The 24,893-nt window shown below is 71.1% G+C and carries 28 protein-coding genes and 1 tRNA gene; 10 read left to right on the forward strand and 19 right to left on the reverse strand.

Annotation, left to right across the window (positions count from 1 at the left end; all coding sequences use genetic code 11):
* Positions 1-131: 131 nt before the first annotated feature.
* The 5 genes from BLT36_RS00440 to BLT36_RS00460 all read right to left on the reverse strand — a co-directional run bounded on the left by BLT36_RS00440 (position 132) and on the right by BLT36_RS00460 (position 2,998).
* The gene (locus BLT36_RS00440; RefSeq protein ID WP_022903461.1) at positions 132-335 is read right to left on the reverse strand and encodes a cold-shock protein; all 204 of its coding nucleotides are present in this window, start codon (positions 333-335) and stop codon (positions 132-134) included.
* A gap of 181 nt (positions 336-516) precedes the next feature.
* A complete protein-coding gene (locus tag BLT36_RS00445) occupies positions 517-1,110 on the reverse strand; it encodes a LytR C-terminal domain-containing protein (protein WP_092090961.1) in 594 nt (197 codons plus the stop codon).
* Positions 1,107-1,433, reverse strand: coding sequence for a DUF3263 domain-containing protein (locus BLT36_RS00450; protein WP_254787261.1), 327 nt, complete (start codon positions 1,431-1,433; stop codon positions 1,107-1,109). The genes BLT36_RS00445 and BLT36_RS00450 overlap by 4 nt, the downstream gene beginning before the upstream one ends.
* Before the next feature lie 96 nt (positions 1,434-1,529).
* Positions 1,530-2,525, reverse strand: coding sequence for a DUF2332 family protein (locus tag BLT36_RS00455; RefSeq protein WP_092090965.1), 996 nt, complete (start codon positions 2,523-2,525; stop codon positions 1,530-1,532).
* Positions 2,525-2,998 carry a GNAT family N-acetyltransferase gene (locus BLT36_RS00460; RefSeq protein ID WP_092090967.1) on the reverse strand — a complete coding sequence of 158 codons (474 nt, stop codon included), beginning with the start codon at positions 2,996-2,998 and terminating at the stop codon, positions 2,525-2,527. Before BLT36_RS00460 ends, BLT36_RS00455 begins: the two co-directional genes overlap by 1 nt.
* A gap of 67 nt (positions 2,999-3,065) precedes the next feature.
* On the opposite strand from BLT36_RS00460, the gene msrB reads away from it, so the two are divergent.
* Both msrB and BLT36_RS00470 read left to right on the forward strand, forming a co-directional pair.
* The gene (gene msrB, locus BLT36_RS00465) at positions 3,066-3,485 is read left to right on the forward strand and encodes a peptide-methionine (R)-S-oxide reductase MsrB (RefSeq protein ID WP_092090969.1); all 420 of its coding nucleotides are present in this window, start codon (positions 3,066-3,068) and stop codon (positions 3,483-3,485) included.
* 34 nt (positions 3,486-3,519) lie between these two features.
* Positions 3,520-3,595 (forward strand) — tRNA-Thr (locus BLT36_RS00470).
* A gap of 190 nt (positions 3,596-3,785) precedes the next feature.
* On the opposite strand, the gene BLT36_RS00475 is transcribed toward BLT36_RS00470, so the two are convergent.
* Both BLT36_RS00475 and BLT36_RS00480 read right to left on the reverse strand, forming a co-directional pair.
* Positions 3,786-4,817: an aldo/keto reductase gene (locus BLT36_RS00475; protein WP_092090971.1), complete on the reverse strand. Its 1,032-nt coding sequence runs from the start codon at positions 4,815-4,817 to the stop codon at positions 3,786-3,788.
* A gap of 74 nt (positions 4,818-4,891) precedes the next feature.
* Positions 4,892-5,671 (reverse strand): alpha/beta fold hydrolase, encoded by a 780-nt coding sequence (locus BLT36_RS00480; RefSeq protein WP_092090973.1) that lies wholly within the window; start codon positions 5,669-5,671, stop codon positions 4,892-4,894.
* Between the two features lie 34 nt (positions 5,672-5,705).
* Here BLT36_RS00480 and BLT36_RS00485 point away from each other — a divergent pair, with 34 nt between their 5' ends.
* Entirely contained in the window at positions 5,706-6,476 is a 771-nt protein-coding gene (locus BLT36_RS00485; protein WP_092094177.1) for an NAD(P)H-hydrate epimerase, read from the forward strand.
* Position 6,477: 1 nt separating this feature from the next.
* Here the strand turns inward: BLT36_RS00485 and BLT36_RS00490 are convergent, their stop codons facing one another.
* Entirely contained in the window at positions 6,478-7,419 is a 942-nt protein-coding gene (locus BLT36_RS00490) for a 2-deoxy-5-keto-D-gluconate 6-phosphate aldolase domain-containing protein (protein WP_092090975.1), read from the reverse strand.
* A 59-nt stretch (positions 7,420-7,478) separates the two neighbouring features.
* Between BLT36_RS00490 and BLT36_RS00495 the strand changes: the two genes are divergently transcribed.
* The gene (locus BLT36_RS00495) at positions 7,479-8,372 is read left to right on the forward strand and encodes a KPN_02809 family neutral zinc metallopeptidase (protein WP_092090977.1); all 894 of its coding nucleotides are present in this window, start codon (positions 7,479-7,481) and stop codon (positions 8,370-8,372) included.
* Positions 8,373-8,405: 33 nt separating this feature from the next.
* Here BLT36_RS00495 and BLT36_RS00500 read toward each other — a convergent pair whose 3' ends face one another.
* Entirely contained in the window at positions 8,406-9,356 is a 951-nt protein-coding gene (locus BLT36_RS00500; RefSeq protein ID WP_092090980.1) for a DsbA family protein, read from the reverse strand.
* Between the two features lie 242 nt (positions 9,357-9,598).
* Here BLT36_RS00500 and BLT36_RS00505 point away from each other — a divergent pair, with 242 nt between their 5' ends.
* Together BLT36_RS00505 and BLT36_RS00510 are read left to right on the forward strand one after the other, a co-directional pair.
* Positions 9,599-10,699, forward strand: a complete 1,101-nt coding sequence (locus BLT36_RS00505) for an ABC transporter ATP-binding protein (RefSeq protein WP_092090982.1) — start codon at positions 9,599-9,601, stop codon at positions 10,697-10,699.
* An 86-nt stretch (positions 10,700-10,785) separates the two neighbouring features.
* A complete protein-coding gene (locus BLT36_RS00510) occupies positions 10,786-12,093 on the forward strand; it encodes a DUF4032 domain-containing protein (RefSeq protein ID WP_092090984.1) in 1,308 nt (435 codons plus the stop codon).
* Positions 12,094-12,176: 83 nt separating this feature from the next.
* Here the strand turns inward: BLT36_RS00510 and rlmB are convergent, their stop codons facing one another.
* The 4 genes from rlmB to BLT36_RS00530 are packed head-to-tail and all read right to left on the reverse strand — an operon-like array spanning position 12,177 to position 16,389.
* The gene (rlmB, locus tag BLT36_RS00515) at positions 12,177-13,187 is read right to left on the reverse strand and encodes a 23S rRNA (guanosine(2251)-2'-O)-methyltransferase RlmB (protein ID WP_092090986.1); all 1,011 of its coding nucleotides are present in this window, start codon (positions 13,185-13,187) and stop codon (positions 12,177-12,179) included.
* A 28-nt stretch (positions 13,188-13,215) separates the two neighbouring features.
* Positions 13,216-14,625 (reverse strand): cysteine--tRNA ligase, encoded by a 1,410-nt coding sequence (gene cysS / locus BLT36_RS00520; protein WP_092090988.1) that lies wholly within the window; start codon positions 14,623-14,625, stop codon positions 13,216-13,218.
* Between the two features lie 52 nt (positions 14,626-14,677).
* Positions 14,678-15,862, reverse strand: coding sequence for a 2-C-methyl-D-erythritol 4-phosphate cytidylyltransferase (gene ispD / locus BLT36_RS00525; protein WP_092090990.1), 1,185 nt, complete (start codon positions 15,860-15,862; stop codon positions 14,678-14,680).
* Between the two features lie 44 nt (positions 15,863-15,906).
* The gene (locus BLT36_RS00530; RefSeq protein WP_017888066.1) at positions 15,907-16,389 is read right to left on the reverse strand and encodes a CarD family transcriptional regulator; all 483 of its coding nucleotides are present in this window, start codon (positions 16,387-16,389) and stop codon (positions 15,907-15,909) included.
* A gap of 162 nt (positions 16,390-16,551) precedes the next feature.
* On the opposite strand from BLT36_RS00530, the gene BLT36_RS18525 reads away from it, so the two are divergent.
* Positions 16,552-17,193, forward strand: coding sequence for a hypothetical protein (locus tag BLT36_RS18525; protein ID WP_092090992.1), 642 nt, complete (start codon positions 16,552-16,554; stop codon positions 17,191-17,193).
* Positions 17,194-17,314: 121 nt separating this feature from the next.
* Here the strand turns inward: BLT36_RS18525 and BLT36_RS00540 are convergent, their stop codons facing one another.
* Together BLT36_RS00540 and BLT36_RS00545 are read right to left on the reverse strand one after the other, a co-directional pair.
* A complete protein-coding gene (locus BLT36_RS00540; protein WP_092090994.1) occupies positions 17,315-17,995 on the reverse strand; it encodes a response regulator transcription factor in 681 nt (226 codons plus the stop codon).
* Positions 17,992-19,158 carry a sensor histidine kinase gene (locus BLT36_RS00545; RefSeq protein ID WP_092090996.1) on the reverse strand — a complete coding sequence of 389 codons (1,167 nt, stop codon included), beginning with the start codon at positions 19,156-19,158 and terminating at the stop codon, positions 17,992-17,994. Before BLT36_RS00545 ends, BLT36_RS00540 begins: the two co-directional genes overlap by 4 nt.
* A gap of 156 nt (positions 19,159-19,314) precedes the next feature.
* On the opposite strand from BLT36_RS00545, the gene phoU reads away from it, so the two are divergent.
* A complete protein-coding gene (gene phoU, locus BLT36_RS00550) occupies positions 19,315-19,983 on the forward strand; it encodes a phosphate signaling complex protein PhoU (RefSeq protein WP_092090998.1) in 669 nt (222 codons plus the stop codon).
* Positions 19,984-20,014: 31 nt separating this feature from the next.
* A complete protein-coding gene (locus BLT36_RS00555; protein ID WP_092091000.1) occupies positions 20,015-20,563 on the forward strand; it encodes a P-loop nucleotide/nucleoside kinase family protein in 549 nt (182 codons plus the stop codon).
* Between the two features lie 204 nt (positions 20,564-20,767).
* Here the strand turns inward: BLT36_RS00555 and BLT36_RS00560 are convergent, their stop codons facing one another.
* On the reverse strand, positions 20,768-21,514 hold the full coding sequence (locus BLT36_RS00560; protein WP_092091002.1) for a phosphoglyceromutase: 747 nt from the start codon (positions 21,512-21,514) through the stop codon (positions 20,768-20,770).
* 44 nt (positions 21,515-21,558) lie between these two features.
* On the opposite strand from BLT36_RS00560, the gene BLT36_RS00565 reads away from it, so the two are divergent.
* On the forward strand, positions 21,559-22,347 hold the full coding sequence (locus tag BLT36_RS00565) for a class I SAM-dependent methyltransferase (RefSeq protein ID WP_092091004.1): 789 nt from the start codon (positions 21,559-21,561) through the stop codon (positions 22,345-22,347).
* A 189-nt stretch (positions 22,348-22,536) separates the two neighbouring features.
* Here the strand turns inward: BLT36_RS00565 and BLT36_RS00570 are convergent, their stop codons facing one another.
* The 3 genes from BLT36_RS00570 to BLT36_RS00580 form a co-directional block, all read right to left on the reverse strand.
* Complete coding sequence (locus BLT36_RS00570; RefSeq protein ID WP_092091006.1) at positions 22,537-23,622, reverse strand: CAF17-like 4Fe-4S cluster assembly/insertion protein YgfZ; 1,086 nt, start codon at positions 23,620-23,622, stop codon at positions 22,537-22,539.
* Positions 23,622-24,224: a heme-binding beta-barrel domain-containing protein gene (locus tag BLT36_RS00575; protein WP_092091008.1), complete on the reverse strand. Its 603-nt coding sequence runs from the start codon at positions 24,222-24,224 to the stop codon at positions 23,622-23,624. Before BLT36_RS00575 ends, BLT36_RS00570 begins: the two co-directional genes overlap by 1 nt.
* A 234-nt stretch (positions 24,225-24,458) precedes the next feature.
* Positions 24,459-24,743 (reverse strand): hypothetical protein, encoded by a 285-nt coding sequence (locus BLT36_RS00580; RefSeq protein ID WP_139166299.1) that lies wholly within the window; start codon positions 24,741-24,743, stop codon positions 24,459-24,461.
* Between the last annotated feature and the right edge of the window lie 150 nt (positions 24,744-24,893).

The raw sequence follows: 24,893 nt of genomic DNA on the forward strand, positions 1-24,893 counted from the left end.
GGGGTCGAGTGCAACACAGACGGGAGGCACGGGACGAGTTCCCAGGACAACCCACGGCACGGAGACGGTCACCGCACGACGAACGCGCCGCCCCGGACGGGACGACGCGTTCGCGAGGTGGTTCTGCCGGCTCAGGCGGGACGGACCGACTCGGCCTGCGGGCCCTTCGACCCGGTGCCGACGTCGAACGTGACTGCCTGCCCCTCCTCGAGGACCTTGTACCCCGACATGTCGATTGCCGAGTAGTGCACGAACACGTCCTGGCCCCCTCCATCGACGGTGATGAAGCCGAAGCCCTTCTCGGCGTTGAACCACTTCACGGTTCCGTTGGCCATGATCTCTTGCTCCCTGCGGTGGTGCTGTTCCGACGGCGCAGTCGCCGTCTGGGCACGACTCTTGTCGAACAATGCCGACAGGGCAAGGGCTGTGACGTTGTTTCACGATGATCCCGTCAAGAATCAACGTGCCGGAAACACGCCTGTCACAAATGCGCTCCGGAAAGCGCGGGCGAATGCGTCAGCCGGTGTAGTCGGCACCGAGCACGACACTGATGTCGGCGTTCGGGAAGGCGGCGGACTGCTGCACCGCGGTGACCCCGAGGGACTTCGCGATGCCCCGCGCGACGGTCGCCTGCGCCGCCTGCTGGTAGTAGACGATCGTGGACGTGGTGCCCGTGGTGCCGGCGTCTCCCGTCGAGGTCACCTTCCACCCCGCGGCGGTCAGTGCGGCACTGCCCTTCGCGGCGAGGCCGGTGGTGCTGGTGCCGTTCAAGACGACCACCGTCGTCGCACCCTGGTCGGCCGGGGTGCCGGCGGCCGGCGCCTGGGATGCCGGGGTGGACGGCGACGCCGACGCGGACGACCCTGCCGGTGACGATGCCGACGCGGATGCCGAGGCGGAGGAGGACGGCGAGGTCGACCCGTCGAACGAGTAGCTGCCGTTCACGAGCGCGAGGACGAGGACCCCCAGGCCGACGAGCACACCGGTGGTGAGCGCCGCCCAGGCGAACGCGATCCAGCCGCGGCCGCGGCGCTGGGCACCGCGGTGCGCGCCGACCCGCGGGCCGTCGGCGACGTCGTCGAACCGGTCTCGGGGGAATCTCGTGCTCATCGTTCCTCTTCACGTCCTTCGGGTGCCGCACCGGGCGCGACGAAGCTGCGCGTGGCCCGGGCGCTGGTGCGCGCGTGTCGGAGCCGCTGCAGCCGGGCGACCAGCTGCGGGTCGTACGCGAGCGCCGCGGGTGAGTCGATCACGCGGTTGAGCACCTGGTAGTAGCGCGCCGGTGACATCTCGAACTCGACCCGGATCTCCGCTTCCTTCGTCCGGTCGTGCCGCGTACGGTCCTGCCGTGCCCGCTCGTGCTCGAAGGCGAGCACGTGTCGGGCGAGCTCGCTGAGCTGGTCAGCGTCGCGCTCGGCGGGGGTCGTGGTCACAGCGGTTCCGATCACGGGGAGGTAACGGGTCTCGCACATCGTAGGGGTGGAGGTCATCCGGACCCTGGCACGCGGCTGGACTGTCGCGAACACCGATCACAGGTTCGGGTCGCGCAGCCACCGGACCCGCACACCGAAGGGGTCGGACAGCGCCATCGCCACCCCGTCCAGCGAGGCGGTCGCGAAGGCGTCGGGGTCCCCGGCGTCGACACCGGCCGGCAGGGTCGCCGCGACACCGGTGAGGATGCCGGTGCGTTCGAGCGCGATCCAGTGCACCCCGCGCTCGCGGACGCGGTCGACGAATCGCTGCCGGTCGGCGCCCGGCACGTAGACGAGGGTGCCGGTGGTGAGGACCACGGGTTCCACGCCGTCCGGCAGGGCGTCCAGTGCGCGGTCGAGGTCCCCGGGCAGCGTGCCGACGATCCGGACTGGAGGCACGGCGAGCGTCGCGCGCGCCGCCTCGCGCATCAGGGCGGTCCGGTCCGTCGCCTCGGGCGGGACGGCCTCGACCAGCCGGTCGAACGCGTGCGGCTCGGCCAGGTCGATCGGGTGCGGGTCGAGGGCGATCCGCGCTCCGATGCGGACCGGGTGCCCGTCGGCCGGGAGCGGCACGCCGGTGACGTCCGTGGTGAGGTGCAGGGCAGGCAGAGCACCCGCGGTGTGGACCCGAACGACGCGGTCCCCGGTGCGGTGGTCGAGCGTCACCCGGTCCGGGATCGAACAGAGCCCCGCCGCTGCACCCGCGTCCACCAGGCCGAGCGGCCGCCGCACCCGCGCGGCGAGCGCCTGGAACAGCGGGACGACGGGGCCGAGCCGCCGCGGGTCGTTGGCCTGCACCGTGGCGGAGGCGAGGGCCGCGACCAGGGCGGGGCGCGCCTCCAGGCCGACTGCGCGGAGCGCACCGGGGTCCGACGGATCCGCACCCAGCCGCCGCGCGACCGCGAACAGGAGCTCGGGTTGCCGCTGCTGCTCCGGGACCTCGTCGAGCAGGGCGACCAGTCCGTCGTCGAGCGACCGCGCCCACGCGGCGTACGACGGCGACACCGGCGCGATCCGGTCGGCGTAGGCGGCGTACCGGGCGCGGGTGTCCATCAGCGACCGGCTCGGTGCATGCCCACGTGGCGGATGCCGGCCTCGACGTACGGTTCGCCGAACCGCACGAAACCGTGCCCCTCGTACAGTGCCGCGACGTACTCCTGGGCGTGCAGGACGAACGCTTCGTGCCCGTGGGTCTCGAGCACCGCGGCGACCAGCCGGCTCGCGATCCCGCGTCCCCGGTGCGCCGGATCGGTGGCGACGCGACCGATCACCCACGCCGGCGGCGCCGCGTCCACCGGGTGCGGTTCGCCCGTGCGCGCCCGGATCAGTCGCAGGTACCCAACCGCTTCGGTGTCCGTGCCGAACCACCAGTGCTCGGTGTCCGGCTCGCGGTCACGGCCGTCGAAGTCCTCGTCCTCGACGCGCTGCTCGAGTGCGAACACGCGGTTCCGCAGGACGACGATGCCGTACAGTTCGTCCGTCGTCAGACGATCCCAGCGAGCACGGTGCACGGAATGTTCGGACATCGTGGCGAGTTTAGTGGAGTGGTCGGGAATGCCCCGTGAAGAGCCCGGCCGGAAGCAGGAGGAAACAATGGCATACAACGTCGACAAGTCCGACGCCCAGTGGCGCGAGGAGCTCTCCCCGGACCAGTACGCCGTCCTCCGCCAGGCGGGGACCGAGCGTCCCTGGACCGGCGAACTCCTCGATGAGGAACGCGCCGGCGTCTACACGTGTGCGGCGTGCGGTGCGGAGCTGTTCAAGAGCGGCACGAAGTTCGACTCCGGCTGCGGCTGGCCGTCGTTCTACGAGTCGGTGAACCCGGACGCGGTGCAGCTGCTCGAGGACAACTCCCTCGGCATGGCCCGCACCGAGGTCCGCTGCGCGAACTGCGGCTCGCACCTCGGGCACGTCTTCCCGGACGGGTTCGGCACCCCCACGGGTGACCGGTACTGCATGAACTCGATCTCGCTGAACTTCTCGGAGAAGTCGAGCGCCGAGCAGGACGCGTGAACACCGCCCGCTCGTCGGTAGGATGAGCGGGCGAGCCAGCATGGCGCAATTGGTAGCGCACCGTACTTGTAATACGGGGGTTGCGGGTTCAAGTCCCGCTGCTGGCCCCACATGCGGAAGCCCCGGGCGACGTCGTCGCCCGGGGCTTCCGGCGCGTGGAACGCGGATCAGGGGGCGTTCCGAGCGCTCGACGCGGTAACCAGCCGGTCGTGCAGTGATGGTGACACCTCACCCTTCGCGGTGTCCACACCCCTGTCCAACCTCGCGGAAACCCGCAGAACCCGGACAGCCCCCGTCCGGTCAGCGTCCGCCGGCGATCTTCCGCTCGCGCTGCGCGACCCCGGCGGTGCCGTACGGGTAGTCGTCGACCCGCGGAGCGCTGACCTCGGTGAGGGTGTCGAGCTCGGCCGGGTCGAGGACGAGGTCTGCGGCGCCGAGGTTGTCCTCGAGCTGCTCGACGGTCCGGGCGCCGAGGATGACGCTCGTCACGGCGGGACGTGCGAGGAGCCACGCGAGCGCGACCTGGGAGCGGGACGCACCGTGGGCGTCGGCGATCGCGGACACCGCGTCGAGGACGGCCCAGGTGCGCTCGTCGCCGTTGCGGGCCTCCCACGCCTCCATGCCGCGCTGCGGGTTCTCCCCGAGGCGGGTGGTGCCCGTGGGCGCCTCGTCGCGCTGGTACTTCCCGGTGAGCCAGCCGCCGGCGAGCGGCGACCAGGGCAGCAGGCCGATCCCGGCGTCGAGGCAGGCGGGGACGACCTCGTGCTCGATGTCGCGCACGAGCAGGTTGTACTGCGGCTGCAGCGTGACCGGGGGTGCGAAGTGGTGCGCGCGGGCCTCGTACACGGCCTTCGTGATCTGGTGGCCGAGGTAGTTCGAGAAGCCGTACGAGCCGATCTTGCCGGCGGACACCGCGTCGTCGAGGAAGCGCAGCGTCTCCTCGATCGGCGTCAGGGCGTCCCACGCGTGCATCTGGTACAGGTCGATGTGGTCGACGCCGAGCCGCTCGAGCGAGGCGTCGAGTGCCACGCGCAGGTGCCGCCTGGACAGCCCGAGGTCGTTCGGGCCGTCGCCCTGCGGGAAGCGCCCCTTGGTCGCGAGGACGACCTGCGCCGCCTCGGTGGGGTGTGCCGCGAGCCAGCGGCCGATGATCCGCTCGGACTCGTTGCCGGAGTACACGTCGGCCGTGTCGACCAGGGTGCCGCCGGCCGCCACGAAGGCGTCGATCATGGCGTGGGAGGTGGGTTCGTCGGCTTCGCTGCCGAACGTCATGGTGCCGAGGGTCAGCGTCGACACCGATGTCCCGCTGTTGCCGAGGAGTCTGTAGTCCATGGCGGGGACGGTACGCGTGGGGCCCGGGGACAACGAGGACCTGCGAGTACCCCTCAGCGCGGGGCGGACAGGCGTCAGGCCCGCAGGAACGCGATCGCGGCCCCGCGGAAGGCGCGCGAGGTCGGCGCGTTGAAGTGGTTCCGCCCGGGGATCTCGAAGAACGACGCGTCCGGTGCCGCCTCCGCCAGCCGCACCGCACTGTCGCGGATGCCGTCCTCGCTGCCCGCGGCCATCAGGATCGGCTGTGACGGTGCGTTCGCCGGGGTCGGTTCGATGCTGTCCCGCATCCCCTCGACCATCGCCACGAGGGCGGCGAGGTCGTTCCCCTCGATGCCCGATGCCATCGTCAGGTACCCGTTCGTCACGCGGTCCTCGACGGGGGTGCCGTCGGCGAGGAAGGCCTTCGCCTGGTCCACCCGCACGCGGCGCATCGGGTCGGCGTCCGGGATGCCACCGAAGACGGCGCGAGTGATGCGGGCGGGCAGCTGCTCGGCGGCGTGCCACCCGACCCGGGCACCGAGCGAGTACCCGAGGTACGCGACGTCGTCGAGCAGGTACGTGTCGATGACCGTCGTGACGTCGGCGACGAGCAGTTCCATCGAGTACGCGGACGGGTCGTGCGGCTTCGCGCTGGCGCCGTGTCCGCGCTGGTCGAGCGCGACGACGCGGTAGCCGGCGCGGACGAGGTCGCGGGTCCAGCCGGAGGCGTGCCAGTTCAGGACGGCCCCGGAGGCGAAGCCGTGCACCGCGACGACGGCCGGCGCCTCGGGGTCGCCGAAGTCGTAGGTGGCGATCTGCAGGCCGTCCGGGGACATCACGGCACGGGGTCGGGGCGCTTCGGGGACGAGTGACATGACCTCTCAAGGGTATCCGGGCACTGTGGTCGCCATGGACGGCTACGGCGGCGATCAGATCCGGGCGGCGGAGCGGCCGCACCTCGACGCGGGGGAACCCCTCATGCAGCGGGCGGCCGACGGGCTCGCCCGGATCGTCGGTGACCTCCTCGACGACCCGGCCGTCCGGCCGGACGACGGCCCGGGGTCGGTCCTCGTCCTCGCGGGGAGCGGCGACAACGGTGGGGACGCCCTGTTCGCAGGTGCTCGCCTCGCGGCAGCCGGGAGGCACGTGGCGGTCCTGCGCGTCGGCTCACGTGTGCACGAGGCGGGCCTGGCAGCGGCGCTGGACGCCGGTGCGCGCCTCCTGGAGGGCCCGTCCGACACGTCCGGACCGGACGTGTCCGCCGGAGCCGCGGACATCCTGCGGGCGGCAGCGCCGCGGGTCGGCGACCGCCTGGCGGCGGTCACGACCGAGGCGGCGCTCGACGCGGACATCGTCCTCGACGGGATCCTCGGCATCGGGGTGCGCGGACCGTCCGGGCTCCGGTCCCCTGCGCGCGAGGTGGTGGACGCGATCAGTGAACTCGCGCGCGACCAGCGGGCCCCGTTCGTCGTCGCGGTCGACGTGCCGAGCGGGATCGACGTGGACACCGGCGGGGTCGCCGACGACCACGTCCTGCACGCCGACGTCACCGTCACGTTCGGCGGGGTGAAGGCGGGCCTGCTGACCGGGCCGGCGGCGACGCTGGCCGGACGGATCGAGCTGGTCGACGTCGGGATCGGCGCGGAGCTCGCGTCGATGGAGCCGCTGATCCGGACCTGACTCAGAACGCGCCGGCGTCCACTCCGTGCTCGACGTCACCGCGGGCTTCGAGCCACGTGTCGACGAAGTGCCGGTAGTTCGCGGCGATGAGCTGCTCGGCCGCCTCGGTGTCGAGGTGCTCGCGGACGACGTCCTCGAGCGGTTCCTCCCAGTTGCTCCGGCCGATCGCGAACCCGACGAAGCCGTCCACGGGTGCCGCGGTGCGCAGCCAGTGGTCGAGCTGCTCCTCGGGGGCGTCCCGACCGAGCACGATGCACTGCACGGTGTCGCGGCCACCCCGGCGCGCGGTGGCGACGACCCGTTCGGCATCGGCACGGGTGTCGAGCCCCTCGAGCTTCCACACGTCGGCCTCGACACCGTGGTCCTGCAGGTACTCGAGCACCTGGACGACGAGGTCCGGGCGGAGGTCGCGGTCGTAGTCCTCCACCGACGCCTCCTGGTCGTCGGTGCCCGGCACGAGCAGCTCGACCAGGAAGGGGCGCCCGGCGTCGTGCAGGGCGGACGACACCGCCGCGAGCTCGGACGCCTGCTGCTCCCGGCGAGCGGCGTCGAACGCGGGGTTGTCCCGGACGAGCACCTTCACCCAGTCGGGGTCGAACGCGTCGACGTGTGCGAGCCAGTCGTCCCCGTACTCGAGCTCGAACCACTCCCGGCCCGAGCGTTCGACCGGCATCGCGAGCTGCAGGCCGGCCTCCTTCGCCAGCCGCGCGACGTCGGCGCCGTACCGCTCGTCGACCAGGACGCCGGTGCGGTCCCGGGACGCACCCGCGGCGAGCGCCGTGAGCACGCCCCGGTACACGAGCTGCTTGCCGGCGCGGACCCGCTCCGCCTCGGCCTCGTCGGCGGGCTCACCACCGGGCTCGTCGTAGGTGTGCTCGAGGAGCGACGACCGCTGGTCCATCGCGAACAGGAACAGGGGGTGGGCTTCGTCGAGGTTCGGCATGACGCCTGTCTACTCGCGGTCTGGTGCACGACCCTCGGCTGGTCCGTACATTCGGGAGCATGACGTTCAACGACGACTCCGAGCTCAAGGGCGGGAAGGTCACGCGGCGTGGCCGGACGGCGGCGATCGGCGGTGGCGCGGTGGGCATCGGCGCGATCGTGGTGTTCCTCATCGCGCAGTTCACCGGTGTCGACCTCGGTGGTCTCGTCGGTGGCGGCGGTGGCACCACCCAGATCCAGCAGGAGGGCGACACCGTCGACGCGGCGAGCGAGTGCCGGACGGGCCGCGACGCCAACCTGAAGATCGACTGCCGGATGGAGGGCGCGGCCGAGTCGCTCGACGCGTACTGGGCGTCGGAGTCCCGGCAGCTCGGGATCTCGTACACGACGCCGGGGTTCGTGCTGTTCACCGGTTCGACCGACACCGGCTGCGGCCAGGCCTCGGCGTCGACCGGCCCGTTCTACTGCCCGCCGGACCGCTCGATCTTCCTGGACACCGCGTTCTACGACGACCTGCAGTCGCGGTACGGCTCCTCCGGCGGCCCGCTCGCGCAGATGTACGTCGTCGCCCACGAGTGGGGCCACCACGTCCAGCAGCTCCAGGGGGCGTTCGCCGCCACGGACCGTTCCGGCACCGGTGCATCGTCGGGCAGTGTCCGCGTCGAGCTGCAGGCCGACTGCTACGCCGGGGCCTGGGTGGGCGACGCGGCGAACACGAAGGACGCGAACGGCGAGACCTTCTTCGAGCCGATCACCCGGACGCAGATCGACGACGCACTGTCCGCCGCGAGCGCCGTCGGCGACGACAGCATCCAGGAACGCTCGAGCGGCCGGGTCGACCCCGACTCGTTCACCCACGGCACGAGCGAGCAGCGCCAGAACTGGTTCATCCGGGGCTACCAGCAGGGCGCGACGTCCTGCGACACCTTCAGCGTCCCCGGCTCATCGCTGTAGCCGTCGGCACCGCCTGCCGCGGCGGAGCAGGTGTCAGCTCGCGGTGGCCGACGGTGTGGGGCTCGGCGTGGTCGTCGCGCTGGGCGTCGGGGTCGGCGTCGATGTCGGTGTCGGCGTCGGGGTGGCGTCGGTCGACCCCGCGGCCGTCACCACGAACGTCCGGAAGTCGTCGTTGGTGATCGGCGAGGTGAGCTGGTGGTGCTGCCCGTTCACGAGGACGATCGGCGTCCCCGGGAACTCCTTGAGCGACGATCCCGGGATGTCACCGTCCGTCACCGCGCTGGTCCGCTCGTCGACCCACTTCGCGAACGTCTGGTCCTGGATGCAGTTCGTGATGGCGGAACGCTCCCGCAGGCCGTCGACGCCGGTCACGAGCTTCGTGAGCTGAGCGTCGGTGAGCCCGGCGGTGTTCTCCTCCGGCTGCTTCGCGAACAGCGCCTTGTTCACCGCGAAGAACTGGTCCGGGGACTTGTCCGCGACGCAGGCGGCGGCGTTCGCCGCACGGAGCGAGTACTTCGTCCCCTGCGAGCGGTTCGACAGGATCGCGATCGGGTGGATGTCGACCGTGGCGGCACCCGAGTCGACGAGGCTCTCGATGTACGCGCCGTTGGCGTCCTCGAACTGGCCGCACGTCGGGCAGAGGTAGTCGATGTACATCGTGATGCGCACGGCGCCGGAGCCGTCGGTCGCGCTCGGCGCCGGGGACCCCGTCGCGGTCACCGCCTTGAGGTCCTGCCCGATCGTGATGCCGCCCTGCGCCATGTTGTCCGGGCCCGGGCCGGCGGGCTTCACCGAGTCGACGAGCACGAGCGTGACGATCGTCGCCGCCGCGAGGAGCACCACGCCCAGGCCGATCTGCAGGCCCAGACGGACTCCGCGCTGCCGGCGCTTCTGCTGGGCACGGGCGCGCTGGGCCCGTGCTCGTGCGGCTTCGCGGCGTTGGTTCCGCGCGGCGCGGGCGTCACCCTCGGGGCGGTTGGTCATGCGTCGTCGTCCTCACGTTGGTCGTCGTCCGCACCGCGCACCCCCGCTCCGCGGACGGACCCGCCGATTGTAGTGGGGGCTTCCTGGAACCACCCAACCAGACGAGAACACTGGCGCACCCGGGTCGGATCGTGTTGTATTGACCTCGATGGTCGACGACGACCATCCGGGGCCCCCACGGGCAACCGCTTCACTCGGATCGTCCGGCACGTACCTGCCGGTGAAGGAAGGACCGAACGCTCATGGCGTCAGTCACCTATGACAAGGCAACCCGTCTCTACCCCGGAGGCACCCGTCCCGCGGTCGACTCCCTCGACCTGGACGTCGCCGACGGCGAGTTCCTCGTCCTCGTCGGCCCCTCGGGTTGTGGCAAGTCCACCTCGCTGCGCATGCTCGCCGGCCTCGAAGAGGTCAACTCCGGCGCGATCCGCATCGGTGACCGCGACGTCACCGACGTCCCGCCGAAGGACCGCGACATCGCGATGGTGTTCCAGAACTACGCGCTGTACCCGCACATGACCGTCGCCGAGAACATGGGCTTCGCGCTCAAGATCGCCGGTGTCGGCAAGGACGAGCGCGCCACCCGCGTGCAGGAAGCCGCGAAGCTCCTCGACCTCGAGGACTACCTCGGCCGCAAGCCGAAGGCCCTCTCCGGTGGTCAGCGTCAGCGCGTCGCGATGGGCCGTGCGATCGTCCGTCAGCCGCAGGTGTTCCTCATGGACGAGCCGCTGTCGAACCTCGACGCCAAGCTCCGCGTCCAGACCCGCACTCAGATCGCCTCGCTGCAGCGTCGTCTCGGCGTCACCACGGTCTACGTCACGCACGACCAGACCGAGGCCCTGACCATGGGTGACCGCATCGCGGTGCTCAAGGACGGCATCCTGCAGCAGGTCGGCACCCCGCGCGACCTCTACGAGAAGCCGAACAACGTCTTCGTCGCGGGCTTCATCGGCTCGCCGGCGATGAACCTCCTGCCGGCCGACGTCGTCGAGGGCGGGATCAAGTTCGGCACGCTGAACCACGCGATCGACCGCGACACGCTCTCCAACGCACGTTCCGCCCAGATCACCGTCGGCATCCGCCCCGAGGACGTCGTCGTGTCGTCGTCGGGCGAGGGTCTGCCGGTCACGGTCGACGTGGTCGAGGAGCTCGGCGCCGACGGCTACCTCTACGGTCACGCTGACGTCAAGGGCTCGCGCGTCGACATCGTCGCCCGCGTCGACGGCCGTTCGCACCCGTCGATCGGCGACACCATCGTCGTGACGCCGAAGTCGGGCCACGTGCACGCCTTCGACACCGAGTCGGGCGAGCGGCTCGACGACAAGGCCGTCGTCAGCGCGTAACGCTGGAAGGTCACTCACAGGAGGCGCGGTGCCAGCTGGCACCGCGCCTCCCGTCCGTTCTCACCCCGGTACCAGAGGAACCCACCGTGTCCGACTCGATGTCCATCACCGCAGCCACCGTCGACCCCGGACTCCTCGACCTGCCGTGGGACGTGCCCCTCGCGGACTGGCCCGACGACACGATCGTCGCCCTGCCGAAGGGCATCTCGCGGCACCTCGTCCGCTTCGTGCACCTGAGCGGGTACGTGGCCGCCGTGAAGGAGACCGGCGAAGAGGTCGCACGCTCCGAGTACGAGATGCTCCGCACCCTGCAGCGCATGGACGTGCCGTGCGTCGACCCGGTCGCGGTCATCACGAACCGGGTGAGCGCCGACGGGGAGCCGCTCCACCCCGTGCTCGTCACCCGGCACCTGCGGTTCTCGCTGCCGTACCGCGCGCTGTACTCGCAGACGCTGCGTCCGGACACCGCCACGCGGCTCGTCGACGCCCTGGCGCTGCTGCTCGTCCGCCTGCACGTGATCGGCTTCTACTGGGGCGACGTCTCGCTCTCGAACACGCTCTTCCGTCGCGACGCCGGCTCGTTCGCCGCCTACCTGGTCGACGCCGAGACCGGCAAGCTCTACCCGGGCGGCCTGTCGAACGGGCAGCGGGAGAACGACCTCGAGGTCGCGCGGGTGAACATCGCCGGCGAACTGCTCGACCTCGAAGCCGGCGGCCGCCTCGACGAGAACGCCGACCCGGTGGACGTCTCGAACCGGATCGTCGCGCAGTACCGGACGCTCTGGAAGGAGCTCACCGGTACCGAGCAGTTCGACATCCGGGAGCGCTGGCGCATCAACGACCGCGTCGAACGACTCAACGCCCTGGGCTTCGACATCGAGGAGCTCTCGATCCACACCACCGAGGGCGGCTCGCAGGTGCGCATCCAGCCGAAGGTCGTGGACGCCGGACACCACCAGCGACGGCTGCTGCGCCTCACCGGCCTCGACGCCGGCGAGAACCAGGCCCGTCGGCTGCTCAACGACCTCGACTCGTACCGGGCACGCAACGGCCGCGACCTCCTCGACGAGGAGATGGTCGCGCACGAGTGGGTCTCGCGGGTGTTCGAGCCGGTCATCCGGTCGATCCCGCGCGACCTCCGCGGGCGACTCGAACCGGCCGAGGTGTTCCACGAGCTGCTCGAGCACCGCTGGTTCATGTCCCAGCAAGAGGAGCGCTCGGTGTCCCTGCCCGAGGCCACGACCGCGTACATCAACGACGTGCTGCGGCACCGCCGTGACGAGCGACTGCTGATCAACCCGCCGACGTCGTCGATGACGCTGCCGATCCCGGTCGTCGACGACGCCGAGCCGGCCTCCCCCGACGACGTCGAGGACTGGCGCGCCACGGTCTGACGCCGGCGCACCCGTGCCCGCCGAACAGCGATGGTCGCCTCCCCGACCGGGAGGCGACCATCGCTGTTCCGTGGAGTGCCGGACTACTCGGCGCGACGGCGCCGGGCGACCTCCCAGAGGGTGACGCTCGCCGCGATGCCCGCGTTGAGGGACTCGGTCGCGCTCGAGATCGGGATCGACACGATGGCGTCGCAGGTCTCGGTGACGAGGCGCGACAGGCCCTTGCCCTCGGATCCGACGACGATCACGATCGGACGGTCGGCGAGTTCGAGGGCGTCGAGCTCCACGTCGCCGTCACCGTCGAGCCCGAGGACGAACAGGCCCATGGACTTGAGGGACTTCAGCGTCTGCGTGAGGTTCGGCGCCATCGCGACGGGCGTCCGGGCAGCGGCACCGGCCGAGGTCTTCCACGCGCTGGCCGTCACACCGACGGAGCGGCGCTGCGGCACGATGACGCCGTGACCACCGAAGGCCGCGGTCGAGCGGATGATCGCACCGAGGTTGCGCGGGTCGGTGATGCCGTCGAGGGCCACCATGAGCGGGACCTCGTCCTTCGCGAAGGCGCGCTCCACGACGTCCTCGGCGACGGCGTACTCGTACGCCGGCACCTTCAGCGCGACACCCTGGTGCACACTGTCGTGGCCCGTGATGCGGTCGAGCTCCGGACGCATGATCTCCATGATCGCGACGCCACGGTGGTTGGCGAGCGCGAGGATCTCCTTCACGCGGTCGTCGACCTCGATGCGGGCGGCGATGTACAGCGTCGTCGACGGGGTCTTCGTGCGCAGCGCCTCGAGCACCGAGTTGCGACCGGTGACGAGCTCGTGGTCGTCGGACTTCCGTGTCGGCGGACGGCCGGTCCGCTGCTGCGGCGAGTTCGACGCACCGTGACGCCCCCGGGCCGCCTCGAAGCGCTCCTTGGCCGCCTTGCGCTTGCCGGCGGGGTGGTACGGCCGGTCCTCGGCCTTCGGCGTGGGCTTGCGCCCCTCGAGCGCCTGCGCGCCCTGGCCGCCGGAGCCGACCTGCTTGTTCCCCTTGCGGCCGGAGCGGACGGCGCCGGGCCGGCCCTTCTTGCTCCCCGAGACGTTCTTCATTGCTCTCTCCTGTCCGGCACTGCCGTTGTCAGGCGATGCTCCAGCGTGTACCAGCTGCGGTGTCTTCGATGGTGATGCCCGCGGATGCGAGATCGTCGCGCACGCGGTCTGCCGTAGCGAAGTCGCGTGCGGCCCTGGCGTCGGCGCGCTCCTGCACGAGGCGTTCGACGAGGGCTGCGAGTGGTGCGGCCGATGCGTCGTGGCCGCCACCCGACCAGTGCGCTGCTCGCGGATCGATGCCGAGCACCTCGACCATCGCGGCCACCTGATGGTACGCGGTTCCGAGCGCTTCCGCATCGTCCTGGTCGAGCGCGGCGTTGCCGGTGCGGACCGTCTCGTGCAGCACGGCGAGCGCCTGGGGCACCGCGAGGTCGTCGTCCATCGCCGCGGCGAAGGCGTCGGGGACCCCCGGAGCGTCGGCCAGGCGAACCCCTTCGAGTCGTTTCGCCGCCCGCGACAGGAAGCCCTCGATGCGGTCGTACGCCGCCTCGGCCTCGGCCAGGGAACCGTCGTGGTGGTCGATCGAGGAGCGGTAGTGGGCTGCGCCGAGGAAGTACCGGACGACCGCGGGACGAGCCGCTGCGAGGAAGTCCGCGGCGAAGATCGAGTTGCCGAGCGACTTCGACATCTTCTGTCCGTCGACGGACACGAGCCCGTTGTGCAGCCAGTACGACGCGAACGGGTCGCCGGCCGCGGTCGACTGCGCGAGTTCGTTCTCGTGGTGCGGGAACCGGAGGTCGAGCCCACCGCCGTGGATGTCGAACGCCGGCCCGAGGTACCGGCGGGACATCGCCGAGCACTCGATGTGCCAGCCCGGGCGTCCGGGCCCCCAGGGCGAGTCCCAGTTGGCGGTCGGGGGCTCGCCGGGCTTCGCACCCTTCCAGAGCGCGAAGTCACGGGGGTCGCGCTTGCCACGGGGATCGGCGTCGGCGGCCTCGACCATGTCCTCGCGGCGCTGGCGCGTGAGGGCGCCGTAGGACTCCCAGCTGCCCGTGTCGAAGTACACGTCGCCGGACCCGTCGGCTGCGGCGTAGGCGTGGCCGCGCTCGATGAGCCGGGCGATGATGTCGTGCATCTGCGGCACGCTCGCGGTGGCGCGGGGCTCGTACGTCGGGGGCAGGATGCCGAGGGCGTTGTACGCGGCGGTGAACTCGAGCTCGACGCGGTACGCCCGGGCGAACCACTCCTCGTCGGTGCCCGATGCCAGGTCGAGCACCTTGTCGTCGATGTCGGTGACGTTCCGCACCAGGGTCACGCGGAGGCCGCGGTACGTCAGCCAGCGGCGCCAGATGTCGTAGACCAGCGCGGAGCGGAGGTGCCCGATGTGCGGCGAGGACTGCACGGTGGGACCGCACACGTACATGCTCACGTGACCGTCGACCAGCGGGACGAGGTCGACGACGGCTGCGGCGCGGGAGTCGTACAGGCGAACGGTCACGCGCCCAGCCTAATCGGCGAGCGACCCCCGTTTCCGGAGGGCGGTCAGCGCGTCAGACCGACCGCACGATCGCCGTCGCGATCGCCGCGAGCCCCTCGCCCCGCCCGGTGAACCCGAGCCCGTCCGTCGTCGTGCCGGACACCGCGACGGGCGCCCCGACGACCGCTGCGAGGGCGTCCTGCATCTCGCTGCGCCGGGTGCCGATACGCGGACGGTTCGCGATGACCTGCACCGTCACCGACGTGACCGTCAGACCCGCACCGGCCAGGGCCGACACGGCACCGCGGATGAAGACGTCACCGGATGCACCGGCGTAGGCGGGGTCGGACGTGCCGAACCGTCCGCCGATGTCGCCGAGCCCACCGGCGGAGAGCAGCGCGTCGCACACGGCGTGGGCCACCGCGTCACCGTCGCTGTGGCCGGAGAGCCCGGGCTCGCCGGGGAAGTCGAGCAGCCCCACCCGGCAGGGCGATGCGTCGTCGAACGCGTGGACGTCCACGCCGAGCCCGACCCTCGGGCTGACCGCACCAGCCGGACCGGCAGCCCGGGACCGCACGATCGACTCGGCACGACCGAGGTCCCACGGCGTGGTGATCTTGAACGCGTCGGCGTCGCCGGGGACGAAGCGCACCATGCCGCCCGCTGCCTGGAACACCCCGGCGTCGTCGGTCTCGGCACGCTCGGCCACGGCGTACGCCCGCCGGAGTGCCGCGAGCGGGAAGCCCTGCGGCGTCTGCACACCGACGAGCGCGGACCGCTCGACGGTCTCGACGACGACGTCACCGTCGACCCGCTTCACGGTGTCCGTCACGGGGAGCGCGGGGACGAAGCCGACCGGGCTGCCCGCCGCTGTGCTGGCGGAGACCGCATCGAACACCCGCGTGAACTGGGCCGCCGGTGTCAGACAGCGGGCTGCGTCGTGCACCAGCACCGAGGTGACGGAGTGCGGCAGCACGGCCAGGCCGGCCTCGACCGAGCCGTGGCGATCCGTTCCTCCGGGGACGACCGCCGTGTACTCGACCGCCGCCCCCGCGACCGACGCGACCACGTCACGACACTCGTCGAGGAGCGACGCCGGCGCGACCACGACGACGAGCGTCGGGGACGGCAGCGTGAAGAGCGGCTCCAGTGCACGCGCCAGCATGAGCGATCCGGCGACCGGCACGAACGCCTTCGCCGTGCCGATGCCGAGCCGCGTGCCGGAACCCGCCGCAACGACGACGACCGCCCGGTCCACCCCTTCGGGGAACCGTGCGGTCGTGGTCGTGGCGTGCAGTGTGCTCAGGACGCGAGGACTTCGTCGAGGACGGTCGATGCCTTGTCCTCGTCGGTCTTCTCAGCCAGCGCCAGCTCGGAGATGAGGATCTGCCGCGCCTTGGCCAGCATCCGCTTCTCGCCCGCGGACAGGCCGCGGTCCTGGTCGCGCCGCCAGAGGTCGCGGACGACCTCTGACACCTTGATGACGTCGCCGGAAGCGAGCTTCTCGAGGTTCGCCTTGTACCGACGGGACCAGTTGGTGGGCTCCTCGGTGAACGGGGCCCGCAGGACCTCGAACACCTTGTCGAGGCCTTCCTTGCCGATCACGTCGCGGACTCCGACCAGGTCGACGTTGTCCGCCGGTACCTCGATCGTCAGGTCACCCTGGGTGACCCGCAACTTCAGGTAGACCTTTTCCTCACCCTTGATGACGCGCGTCTTCACTTCAGAGATGGTTGCCGCCCCGTGATGGGGGTAGACCACGGTCTCGCCGACCTCGAATTGCATGTATCAGGCTCCGTTCCGAGACACCCAGTTTACCACAAGCAGAATTGGGGTAAGGGATACCTAACCACGGCGGCTCCCAGGTCCTCGCTAGGATGGTGGAGTTCGGACCGTCCGGTCCACATCGTGATCTTCCGGAGGAATCTCTTGCGAGCTCGGGTACTCGTGTCCGTCGCCGTTGCGGCAACCATCGCGCTCGGCGCCACCGGGTGCGAGTTCATGTCGCCCGCCCAGACCACGGAGATCAAGCAGATCACCGACGGCGTGGACGTGACGACGGGCAAGATCGCCGTCCGCAACGCGCTGCTCATCTCGGACGACGGCGACGGCGCCCGCTTCATCGGCACCCTCGTCAACACCGCCGAGAAGGGCGACATCACCCTCTCGATCGAGGTCGGGGGCGACACCCAGACCGTCGACGTCCCGGCGAACACCCACGTCGACCTCGCGATGGCCTCCGACACGCAGCCGACCGGCGGCACCGAGGACCAGGGCACCCAGACGCAGGGCACGAAGGCCGGCACCGGCAACGAGGTCGTCTTCGACAGCGCGGACGCCAAGCCGGGCTCGCTCGTCAAGGTCTACTTCTCGTACTCCGGCGCCGAGGGCGTTTCCGCCAGCGTGCCGGTGCTCACCAGCGCGCAGGAGGAGTACCAGACCCTCGCGCCGACGCCCACCCCGACGAGCACCTCGACCTCGCCGTCGAACAGCGGCACGCAGCCGACCGGCGACGCGACCGCCCCGGGGACGCAGCCCGGCGACTCGGCGACCGACTCGTCCAGCGGCGACGCCGGCACGAACGGCTAGTCGGAACAGACGCAACCGCCGGGAGGCCCGGTGCCGGTCCCACGGACCGGCACCGGGCCTCCAGTCGGTTGCGACCACTGCCGCACCCGCGTGACGGGCGCTGCGTGCGGTGCGTGCGGGCTCAGCCCTCGATGCGGTAGCCGAGTCCGCGCACCGTGACCAGGATCTCCGGGGCGCTCGGGACGCGCTCGATCTTCGACCGGATGCGCTTGATGTGCACGTCGAGGGTCTTCGTGTCCCCGAAGTAGTCCGACCCCCAGACCCGGTCGATGAGCTGCCCACGGGTGAGCACACGACCGGCGTTCCGGAGCAGCAGCTCGAGCAGCTCGAACTCCTTGAGCGGCATCGGCGTCTCGGAGCCGTCCACCTGCACCGTGTGCCGCTCGACGTCCATCCGGATCCCGCCAACCTGCAGGATGCCGCTCTCCGCCGGGTCGTCCTCGGTGCGGCGACGGAGCACGGCACGGATGCGAGCGAGGAGCTCCCGCGTCGAGTACGGCTTCGTCACGTAGTCGTCGGCACCGAGCTCCAGCCCGACGACGATGTCCACCTCGGAGTCCTTCGCCGTCAGCATGATGATCGGGATGTTCGAGCGGGTGCGGATCTGCCGGCACACCTCGGTACCGGAGAGACCCGGCAGCATGAGGTCGAGCAGCACCAGGTCGGGGTTCTCCGCGTCGAACTTCGACAGCGCGGTCACGCCGTCCGCAGCGACGGAGGTCTCGTACCCCTCACGCTGCAGCAGGAACTCCAGGGGCTCGCTCAGGGCCGGCTCGTCGTCGACGATGAGGATCTTGGTCACGATTGCTGCTCTTCCAGTTGCTCTTCGAGTGCTGTGGTCAGTTCGGTGTCCGCCTCGGGGAGACGGATGGTGAAGGTCGAACCCTTGCCGGGCTGAGACCAGACGCGGACGTCGCCGCCGTGGTTGCCGACGACGTGCTTGACGATCGCGAGTCCGAGGCCGGTACCACCGGTGGCTCGGGAGCGCGCGGGGTCGACGCGGTAGAACCGCTCGAACACCCGGTCGAGGTCGGCCTCGGGGATGCCGACGCCCTGGTCGGTGACGGCGATCTCCACGAAGCCCTTCGCGGACCGGACGCCGATGCCGACGCGCGTGTGGTCCGGGGAGTACTTGACCGCGTTCGCGATGAGGTTCGACACCGCGATCTGCAGGAGCCCCGGGTCGCCCATGACCCGCAGCTTCGACTTCTTCGCCCGCACCAGCTCGATGTCCCGGGCGCGCGCCACGATCTCGTTCGCGTCGGCCGCGGCCTGCACGATGCGGTCGATCGAGGTCTCCTCGCTGTTCTCCAGCGCGTCGACGGACTGCAGCCGCGAGAGCTCGATGATGTCCTTCGTCAGGGCCGCGAGCCGTTCGGACTCGGTGACGAGCTGCGCGGCGAACTTCCGGACGTGCTGCGGTTCGTCCGCAGCGGCGACGAGGGTCTCGGAGAGCAGGCCGATCGCGCCGATCGGGGTCTTCAGCTCGTGCGAGATGTTCGCGACGAAGTCACGCCGGACCTCGTCGATCCGGCGGCTCTCGGTGAGGTCGTCCGCCGTCACGAGCACGTACCGGTTCCCGAGCTGCGCGGCCCGGAAGCTCAGGTAGCCGATGAGCTCGCCCCGTCGGCCACGCGGGAGCTCGAGGTCCTCCGACCCCATCTCACCGCTCTTGCGCACCCGGTCGACCAGGTCGGCGAGCTCCTGGTGCACGAGCTTCCGCCGCACCACGAGTCCCACCGTCAGTGCCTGCGGCGACGCGGCGACGACCGTGTTCGACGGGTCGACCACCACGGCCGGGTTGTGCATCGTCGAGATCACCGCGGCGACGCCGTCCGGCAGGGTGCGTTCCGCGACGTCCGCTGCACGGGCCGTGCGCTCGGCGGTGATGATCAGCACCACGACGCCCGCGCCGAAGACCCCGCCGAGGAGCATCGACAGTGGCACGAGCCACGCGTTGTCCATGCCGCCAGTGTAGGGATGGTCACACGGGGTTCGGGCCCCGTTCACCCCGGTTCCGGGCGCTTCCGGGTCCGGAACGCGAAGCGTTCAGCCCGACGTCACCGTTCGTTCACCTGAGCTGACGACACTCGACCGGTACGCAGAGAGAGGTACTCCCCCATGCGCGAAGTCTTCCAGCAGGAACTCCAGGACGTCCAGGAGCGACTGACCGAGATCGCCGGGCTCGTCGAGTCCGCCATCACCCGTGCCACCCAGGCCTTCAGCGACTCCGACGTCGCCCTCGCCGAGGAGGTCATCGCCGACGACGCGAAGATCGACCGCGCGGCCAACAGCCTCGACGAGATCGCGATCGACATCCTGGCCCGCCAGGCCCCGGTCGCCCGCGACCTGCGCGTCGTCGTCACCGCCCTGCGGGTGAGCTCGTCCCTCGAGCGGATGGGCGACATGGCCGAGCACATCGCGCAGCTCGCCCGCCAGCGTTTCCCCGAGAAGGTCGTGCCGAAGGGCCTCCGCAGCACCTTCAAGGAGATGGGCAAGCACGACGTCGCGATGGCGCAGAAGCTCACGCGCCTGCTCGCCACCGAGGACATCGCCCTGTCGGCCGAGATCCGCGACGAGGACGACGCCGTCGACGAGCTGCACGCCAGCGTCTTCGACTTCGTGCTCGGCGAGGCCTGGAAGGGCGGGCCGATCGACACGGTCGACGCCACCCTGGCCTCCCGCTACCACGAGCGCTTCGCCGACCACGCGGTGTCGATCGCGAAGAAGGTCGAGTACCTGGCGACCGGCGACTGGACGGGCGCCTCGACCGCGACCGCCGGCGTCTGACCGGGGCCCTCCCGTCTGGGAGGATCGTGGCATGGCCCAGGTCGCGATCATCGTCAACGGCATGCCCGGTTCCGGCAAGAGCACGATCGGTGCCGCCCTCGCCGAGGTGCTCGGCTGTCCGTTCCTGTCGAAGGACCGGATCAAGGAGCCCCTCGCGGACATCGCCGGCCCGATGATCGCGTCGCGGCAGCTCGGCGCCATCGCGATGGAGACGATGTGGTCGATGGCACGGGCCGTCGAGAACGGGGTCGTCCTCGACGCCGTCTGGCTCCCGGCGCGTGACCGTTCCTTCCTGGAGGCAGGGCTCGCCTCCGCCGGGTCGCCCCGCGCCGTCGAGGTGTGGTGCGACGTCGACCGGGCCACCGCCGAGGACCGGCTGCGGGACCGGTACGAGCCCGACACCGTGCCGCCGCGGCACGCCGTCCACGGCGAGTACGCCGAGATCGTCGCGTTCTGGGACGAGCACGGGGCATCCGCGCAGCCGGTCGGGCTGCCCGGCGTCCCGGTCGTCCGGGTGGACACCACGAAGGCGTACGACGTCGGCGCCCTCGTGCAGGAGATCGCCTCGCACTTCGTCTGACCAGCCGCGGCCCGAGGATCCGACCATGCTGCGGAAGCGACGCTTGGTCGGAGCGGTGATCCGTTCCTCCCGGCAGAGCGACAGGAGTCGGCGGGACGTTCGCGGCAGACTGTCGCTTTCGCGAAGCCCCGCACAGCGCACGACGCCCCGCACACGCACGAACGCCCCGCCTGGTGACCAGGCGGGGCGTTCCTGCGTGCGCTGTTACTTCTTGGCGCCCTGCGCGGCGACCGCGGCGGCACCCGCAGCAGCGGCCTCGGGGTCGAGGTAGTACGAGGGCTTCGTCGGACGGAACTCGTCGTCGAGCTCGTACACCAGCGGGATGCCCGTCGGGATGTTGAGGGCCGCGATGTCGTCGTCGGAGATGCCGTCGAGGTGCTTCACGAGCGCACGCAGCGAGTTGCCGTGGGCCGTCACCAGCACGGTCTTGCCGGCGGCGAGGTCCTTCGTGATCTCCGACTCCCAGTAGGGCAGCAGGCGGTCGATCACGAGCTTCAGCGACTCGGTGCGGGGCAGGGCGTCGCCGAGGTCGGCGTAGCGGCGGTCACCGTACTGCGACCACTCGGCGTCGTCGGCGATGGGGGGCGGCGGGACGTCGAACGACCGGCGCCACTCCATGAACTGCTGCTCGCCGTACTGCTCGAGCGTCTGCGCCTTGTCCTTGCCCTGCAGATCGCCGTAGTGGCGCTCGTTGAGACGCCAGTCGCGCTTGACCGGCAGCCAGGCGAGGTCGGCCTCGAGCAGGGCGATGTCCGCCGTCTGGATGGCACGGGTGAGGAGCGAGGTGTACAGGACGTCGGGGACGATGCCGGAGTCGGCGATCAGCTCGCCGGCGCGCTTCGCCTCCTTCTCGCCCAGCTCGCTGAGCCGGACGTCGACCCAACCGGTGAACAGGTTCTTCTGGTTCCAGTCACTGTTGCCGTGACGGAGCAGGACGAGCGTGGAGGTCATGCCACCGATCCTACCGAGCGGTGCGCGGCCCGTACCCTGGTGGCATGCCCATCGGGAACGTGACGCGCGGGACCACCGGGTACAACCGGCTCCGTCGCGTCGACCGGTGGATCGCCGCGCTGCCCGCCCTCCGGCGGACCTCCGACCCGCTCGTCGCCGACGTCGGCTACGGGGCGAGTCCGACGACGACGCTCGAGCTCCGGGACCGGCTGGCCCGGGTCCGTCCCGACGTCGAGGTCACCGGGATCGAGATCGAACCCGCACGGGTGGCGCTCGCGAACGCCGGCACCCGCGACGGGGTGACCTTCCGGCTCGGCGGCTTCGAGACACCGACCCCCGGGAACCGTCGGCCGGCAGTGATCCGCGCCTTCAACGTGCTGCGCCAGTACGACGAGTCCGAGGTCGTCGGCGCGTGGCGGGTCATGCAGGACCGGCTGCAACCGGGCGGTGCGCTCGTCGAGGGGACGTGCAACGAGGTGGGGCGCGTGGCCTCGTGGGTGACGCTCGACGACGTCGCGCCGCAGACCTTCACGGTGTCGCTCCGGCTCGCCGGACTCGACGTGCCCTCGATCGTGGCCGAACGGCTGCCGAAGGCGCTCATCCACCGGAACGTGCCCGGTGAACGGGTGCACGCGTTCCTGCGGGACCTCGACCTGGCGTGGGCGGTTTCGGCACCGCTCGGCACGTACGGGCCACGGCAGCGGTGGCTCGGCGCGGTGCAGGGGATGCGCGACCGGGGGTGGCCGGTGCTGCACGGCACGTCCCGCTGGCGGCTCGGCGAGCTCAGCGTGCCGTGGGCCACGGTCGCTCCGGCGGAGTACCCCAGTCGCTGAACACCGGTGCCTGTCCGGAGCCTGTCCGCTGAACACCGGTGCCTGTCCGGAGCCTGTCCGCTGAACACCGGTGCCTGTCCGCCGAACACCGACATGTCGGGGTGCGACCGACGAACACCGGTGTTCAGCGGGGAAAGACCGCGGGCAGCGGGCAGCGGGCGGCAGGCAGCAGGCAGCGGGGGGCGAAGCCTACGAGCGGCGGACCGCTCCGAGCCGCGGCAGCCGCGGCACGTTGGCGGTGGCGCCGGCCTCGGGCGGGACGATGGTCTCCTGCGTGGCCGTCACGACCACGTCGTCGGCGGTGAGCGTCAGCGTCGCCGCCGGGTCGAGGGAGCGCTTCACGATCGCGAGGCCGATCGGCCCGAGCTCGTGGTGCACCGCCGAGGCAGCGAGTCGCCCCACCTCCTTGTCGTCGAGCACGACCGGGGTCCCCGGCGCGGGCAGGACGGCGTCCGAGCCGTCGAGGTGCAGCATCACCAGGCGGCGCGGCGGGTGCCCGAGGTTGTGCACCTTCGCGACGGTCTCCTGCCCGCGGTAGCACCCCTTCGACAGGTGCACGGCGGAACGGAGCCAGTCGAGCTCGTGCGGGATGGTGCGCTCGTCCACGTCGGACAGCGCGGGACGCCAGGCGGCGATCCGCAGTGCCTCGTACGCGAGGAGCCCCGCGGCGGGTTCGTCCGACGCGGCGATCGCGGTCGCGGTGCCGGGCGTGACCACCGCGATCCGGAGGGTCCAGTCGGAGCCGGGATGCGCCTCCAGGCTCGCGTAGCCCCATCCACCGGGCGTGACGGACGCCCACGGGTCGACCCACTCGGCGAGTGGCGTGTCCGGCAGGTCGACCGCAGCGAACGGGGCGGACGCACCGAACCAGCCGATCGTCGCGAGCTCTGCCGAGCGGTCGGCCACCTCGACCCGGAGCATGAACCGCATCGACGACAGCCACACTGCCAGTGGCGCGGCGTCGGCCGGCTCGGTCAGCAGCCACGCCACCGAACCGTCGTCGACGACGCGGGCGGCGTGCTCGACCCGGCCGGACTGGTCGAGAACCAGGGTCTCGGTGGAGACGCCCGGCTCGAGGCCGAGGAGCAGCTGCGACGTGATCGAGTTGAGCCACGACAGCCGGTCCGGACCGGAGACGGTCACGACGCCCAGGCCGAGCTCGACGACAGCACGGCCACGGGCGAGCAGGCGCTGCTCGCCGAGGGGGTTGCCGAAGTGGGCGGCCGGACCGGAGTCGGTCGCCACGAACCCGTCACGAGCGGCGAACGCGCTCATCAGTCGACCTTCGCGAGCTGCCCCGAGGCGTGCGAGGTGAGTTCCTTGCCGAGCGCGGCGATGTCCCACGCCCAGAACAGCTTCCCCTCGACCAGGCCGTACAGGCGGGTCGCCGCGGAGTAGTCCTTCGCGTTCGGCGAGCGCATCACGGCGTCCGTCGCGAGGTCGATGCGACCCTTGCGGACACGGCCGACGTAGAGCTCGTTGACGCCCGTCGGGTGGATGATCGCCGCCTCGACGTCGAAGCCGTCGGTGGTGTTCCGGAGCGCCTCGACGCTCTCGACCGTACTGAACGGGGTCGGCCCCTCGCCGAGGAGCATCGCCGGACCGCGGTCCCCGGGCTCGGACGGACGGTCGATCCGCCAGTAGCCCATCTCGGCCGCCAGGGGCGTGTGCTCGTCGTCGAGCAGCCACGTGGTGGAGGAGTAGTTGAGGTAGGGCAGCCCGTCGTGGCTGAAGCTCACACGCTGGCCGAACTCGTACTTGCGCGGTTCGTCCTCGTCACCGACGGGGTACTCCACCACGCCCGTGCCCTCCCAGACACCGACGAGCCAGGACAGCGGGACGAGTTCGGGGGCGAGGCCCTCGGGCAGTTCGATCAACGCTGACCCTTGAACAGCTTCACGACGACGGTCACCGAGACGAACGCGATCGCGAGCGACGCCAGGCCGAGAAGGCCGACGTAGAAGAGCTCGAGCGCAAGCAGCGAATCCATGCCGCGAGTCTACGCGGCGCGCCTGACCACGCCAGCCCGCGGGCGGCGCGTCAGCGCAGCGCCGCAGCACTGCGGCGCGTGAGCGCAGCGCCGCAGCACTGCGGCGCGTCAGCGCTGCGCGTCAGCGCAGCGTCAGCAGCAGCACTGCCGTCACCAGCACCACGACGAACGACCCCGACGACGCGATGCTGATCCGCTCGACCAGTCCGTCCTTCGTCGCGGTGATGAGCTGCAGCACGAAGCTGACGAGCACGCACAGCACGAAGACGAGCAGGAGCCACGCGAACGAGTCCTTGTCCGTCAGGGTCAGGACGAGCACGGCGCCGACGACCGCCAGCACCCAGACCGGCAGCACGGAGGTCAGCTTGAGACGACGCTGGTCGGTGGGCGGAACGGGCTCGGTCACGCGCCCCATCATGACAGGAGCGCGTCCGGCCCGTCCCGGCGCGCGCCGAGCACGCCGCCTCGGGCATGCCGTTCACCGCACTCCCGACCGTCCGGTCGGCGGGGGACTTCCCGAGCATCACTAGGATGTGTGCACGACTCCCCCACGCCC

Origin of the sequence: Curtobacterium sp. UNCCL20 (assembly GCF_900101675.1) — a bacterium.
Lineage (GTDB): Bacteria > Actinomycetota > Actinomycetes > Actinomycetales > Microbacteriaceae > Curtobacterium.